Origin of the sequence: Streptomyces alkaliterrae (assembly GCF_007097205.2) — a bacterium.
In the GTDB taxonomy this organism is placed as follows: domain Bacteria; phylum Actinomycetota; class Actinomycetes; order Streptomycetales; family Streptomycetaceae; genus Streptomyces; species Streptomyces alkaliterrae.
The window spans coordinates 1-3,371 of sequence record NZ_VJYK02000437.1; the positions used below are offsets into that span (position 1 = coordinate 1).

A 3,371-nucleotide genomic window follows, 5' to 3' on the forward strand; every position below is an offset into this window, starting at 1 on the left:
AGGAGGCGGTGTTCGGTGTCGAGGTGGTCGGGGAGGGCCCGTTCGATGAGGGCGTGGCCCTCGTCGGTGAGGGCGACGTCCATGGAGCGGCGGTCGGTGGCGTTCGGGGTGCGGGTGATGAGGCCGCGGGCCTGGAGGCGGTCGAGGCGCTGGCTGACCGCGCCCGAGGTGACCATCGAGGATCGCGTCAGAGCGCCCGGGGTGAGCCGGTAGGGCGGGCCGCTGCGGCGCAGTGTGGCGAGCACGTCGAACGACGAGCGGTCCAGGCCGTGTCGGGCGAACGTGTGGTTCAGCTCGGCCTCGACGATGCGGGCGAGTCGGCCCATGCGGCCGATGACGGCCATGGGGGAGGCGTCGAGGTCGGGGCGTTCGCGGGCCCACTGCTCGAGTACCCGGTCGACGTGGTCCGGCGGCTGTGAGGGTTCGCTCATGAGGGAAGTCTAGGCGAATGTCTTAGCGCTGTGATAATTTATCTTAATGCTAAGTAATCGTGTGACGATCCTGCTGGCCACCGCCCTCGCGCCCGCCGTCTGGGGCACCACCTACTACGTCACCACCGAGTTCCTGCCGCCGGACCGTCCGCTGCTGGCCGCCGTGCTGCGGGCGCTGCCCGCGGGGCTGCTGCTCGTACTGATCACCCGGAGGCTGCCGCGCGGGTCGTGGTGGTGGCGGTCGTTGGTGCTCGGCGCGCTGAACATCGGTGTGTTCTTCGCGCTGCTGTTCGTCGCCGCCTACCGGCTGCCGGGCGGTGTGGCCGCGACGCTCGGGGCGCTGCAACCGCTCTTCGTGGCCGCGCTGTCGGCCGGGCTGCTGGGCCAACGGCTGGCCCGGCGCACGGTGTTCGCCGGTGTTGTCGGGGTGCTGGGCGTCGCGCTGCTGGTGCTGCGCGCCGACGCGCGGCTGGACGTGCTCGGCATGGTCGCGGCCGTCGGGGGCGCCGTGACGATGTCGTTCGGCGTGGTACTCAGCAAGCGGTGGCGCTCCCCGGCGCCGCTGCTCGCCACCACCGGCTGGCAACTCGTCGGCGGCGGACTGCTGCTGCTTCCGCTCGCGCTGCTCGTCGAGGGCCCGCCCCCGGCCGGCATGACCGCCGTGAACCTCCTCGGCTACGGCTACCTCGCCGTCGTCGGCGCCGCTCTCTCCTACGCGCTGTGGTTCCGCGGCATCCGGGCGCTCAGCCCCAACGAGGTGATCTTCCTCGGACTGCTCAGCCCGATCGTCGCGACCGTCGTCGGCTGGCTGGCACTGGGGCAGGGCATGGGGCCGTTGCAACTGGTCGGCGCCGCGCTCGCGCTGTCCGCGATGGTGCTGGCGCAGGCCAGGCGGCCCGAGCCGAAGCTCGACGACGCCTTCCCGCCCGGCGGCGGGAAGCGGCCGGCGAAGCGCGGTCAGTCCAGCGTCGCCGCCGGGTGACGGGGGTCGACGCGGGCGGCGGCCAGGTAGTACAGCACGGCGTCGCCGGTCAGCACGGTGTCCCACGACGGGTTCACCGTCGCCGCGCCGCCCTGCCGGACGGCTATCACCGTCGCGCCGAACTCCCGGCCGAACCAGGTCTGGCACTCGCCGAAGCTCCGGCCGGCCAACGCGCCCGGCAGCGGTAGCGAGTAGGTGTTGCTGCTGCCCGAGCTGCTGGTCAGCTCGGTGTAGACCTCGGTCACGCCCGGGTCCAGCGCCTCCTCGGTCAGCAGGTTCGGCATGTGCCACTGCACGCACTGGATCTCCGGGTCCACGTACCGCAGGTGCGCGCGGCGCGACATGTCCCGCAGGGCGGCGACCAGGTGCACCCGGGGCGCGGTGTGCCGCACGGCCAGCGCGAGGGCCAGCGCCTCGTTGTCGTCCCGCGCGTCGACGATCACCGCGCCCGCGCGGGCGACTGCGGCCCGGGACAGCACGTCCAGGCAGGACAGGTCGCCGCGCACGAAGCCGACGCCGTCCTCCTCCGGCATCGGATGCTCGGGCGCGTCCTCCTCCCACGCGCACAGCACGACCTCCCGCTCCTCCTCCAGGCGCAGGTCGTGCACGATCCGCTCGGTGCGGCCGGCGCGGTAGCCCAGCACGACGACATGGCCCTCGGCCTGCTGCGGCAGTACGCCCTTCATGCGCTTTCCCCTGAGGTTCTGGAGGTGGTCGGCCAGCTCGGTGAAGAGCATGGTGAGGGTGATGATTCCGGCCACCACGACGTAGGCGCCCACGAGTCGGGCGGCACCCTCGACCGGGTAGAGATCGCCGTAGCCGACCGTCGCGGAGGTGATCAGGAACCACCACCAGTAGTTCTCCGGTCTGGCGAGCTGGCCTTCGCCGCCCTCCGCCAACCACATGGCGAGCCAGCTCGTGAGGAAGACGAAGCCGATGACGGCCAGCGCCTTGCGCCAGCCGCGCAGCCGGCCGCGGAGCGCCCGGAGCAGCTGGGTGAGGAGGAGCGGCACGGAGTACTCCCGGGCTGGTGTACGAGCGGCGGTGCGTCCCGCATCGTAGCGACCGGCCCCGCGCCGCGGCACCGGGGGCGCCGGGTTTCCGCGTCACGGCAGGAGGAGCAGGCCGGCGCCGGTGAGCGGCACGGAGAGCGTGGCGGCGAGGGCCCGCACGTGGTTCCGCCGCGTCCAGCGCGGCGCGTACGCAGCCCACAGCGCCGCGGCCTCGGCCGCGTCGGGGGGGCCGGCGGCCCGGTCGAGCCGCTCGTTCAGCGGCACGTTCACCACGGCCGTGGGCGCCGGCCCCCGACCAGTTGCACCCCGCCCGCCGGCAGGCAGTCCAGCGGACGGTGGGGGTCGTGGACACGGGTGAGACGCTCGGGGCATCCCCGGGCGTCTCACCGTCGTCCGCGCGCCGCGTCGGCGGCGGTTCTCAGCGGATGTCGACGTCCACGCAGGCGTAGAAGGCGTTGGCGGTGTCGGCGATGTTCCACACCGCCAGCATCTTCTGCTTGCCCCGGAACGAACCGAAGTTGACCTGGTGGTTCACGGTGTGGCCGGGGCGCGCGCCCCGGTCGTCGAACTCGGCGACCTTGGTGCCGCCGACGAAGTACTGCCAGGTGCTCGTGGCGTGCGGCGCGGTGAGCCGCCAGCTGAACGTCTGGGTGGTGCCGACCCGGGAGACCGTCCAGCCCCGGTTGTCGTCGTCCAGCTCGGCGAACCTGGCGTTGCCGCCGCTGCAGCTCCGCAGGCCCTTCGGGCCCTCGACGCTCTGCGGCTCCCACTTGATCTGGCCGCACGGCACCACGCCCGCCGCGCACTGCGCCTGACGGCTCGGCGGGGATGAGATGTAGCCGTGCGAACTGGCCTGGGAGGCCGGCAGGGAGACGACGATCAGCGGGGCGACGCAGGCGCCGAGGACGGCGGCGAGCGCGCGCCGCCGCCGGGGACGCGGGGTGG

5 protein-coding genes are annotated in these 3,371 nt (G+C 73.2%); 1 reads left to right on the forward strand and 4 read right to left on the reverse strand.

Going from position 1 to position 3,371, the window contains the following annotated elements:
• The coding region (locus FNX44_RS25205) for a MarR family winged helix-turn-helix transcriptional regulator (RefSeq protein WP_143651299.1) at nt 1-431 on the reverse strand (431 nt) is incomplete at its 3' end.
• A gap of 46 nt (nt 432-477) precedes the next feature.
• Here FNX44_RS25205 and FNX44_RS25210 point away from each other — a divergent pair.
• A complete protein-coding gene (locus tag FNX44_RS25210; protein WP_143651300.1) occupies nt 478-1,413 on the forward strand; it encodes an EamA family transporter in 936 nt (311 codons plus the stop codon).
• Here FNX44_RS25210 and FNX44_RS25215 read toward each other — a convergent pair.
• The 3 genes from FNX44_RS25215 to FNX44_RS25225 all read right to left on the reverse strand — a co-directional run.
• Nucleotides 1,389-2,426: an ion channel gene (locus FNX44_RS25215; protein ID WP_143651301.1), complete on the reverse strand. Its 1,038-nt coding sequence runs from the start codon at nt 2,424-2,426 to the stop codon at nt 1,389-1,391. The genes FNX44_RS25210 and FNX44_RS25215 overlap by 25 nt on opposite strands.
• A 93-nt stretch (nt 2,427-2,519) precedes the next feature.
• Entirely contained in the window at nt 2,520-2,696 is a 177-nt protein-coding gene (locus FNX44_RS29800; RefSeq protein WP_323369662.1) for an anthrone oxygenase family protein, read from the reverse strand.
• 148 nt (nt 2,697-2,844) lie between these two features.
• Nucleotides 2,845-3,371 (reverse strand): lytic polysaccharide monooxygenase auxiliary activity family 9 protein (locus FNX44_RS25225; RefSeq protein ID WP_228450205.1); only part of this gene is annotated, 527 nt, incomplete at its 5' end.

What these genes read in the sequence shown, in the direction of transcription:
- FNX44_RS25210 (WP_143651300.1), top strand. Translation starts at nt 478, where the DNA reads ATGCTAAGTAATCGTGTGACGATCCTGCTGGCCACCGCCCTCGCGCCC.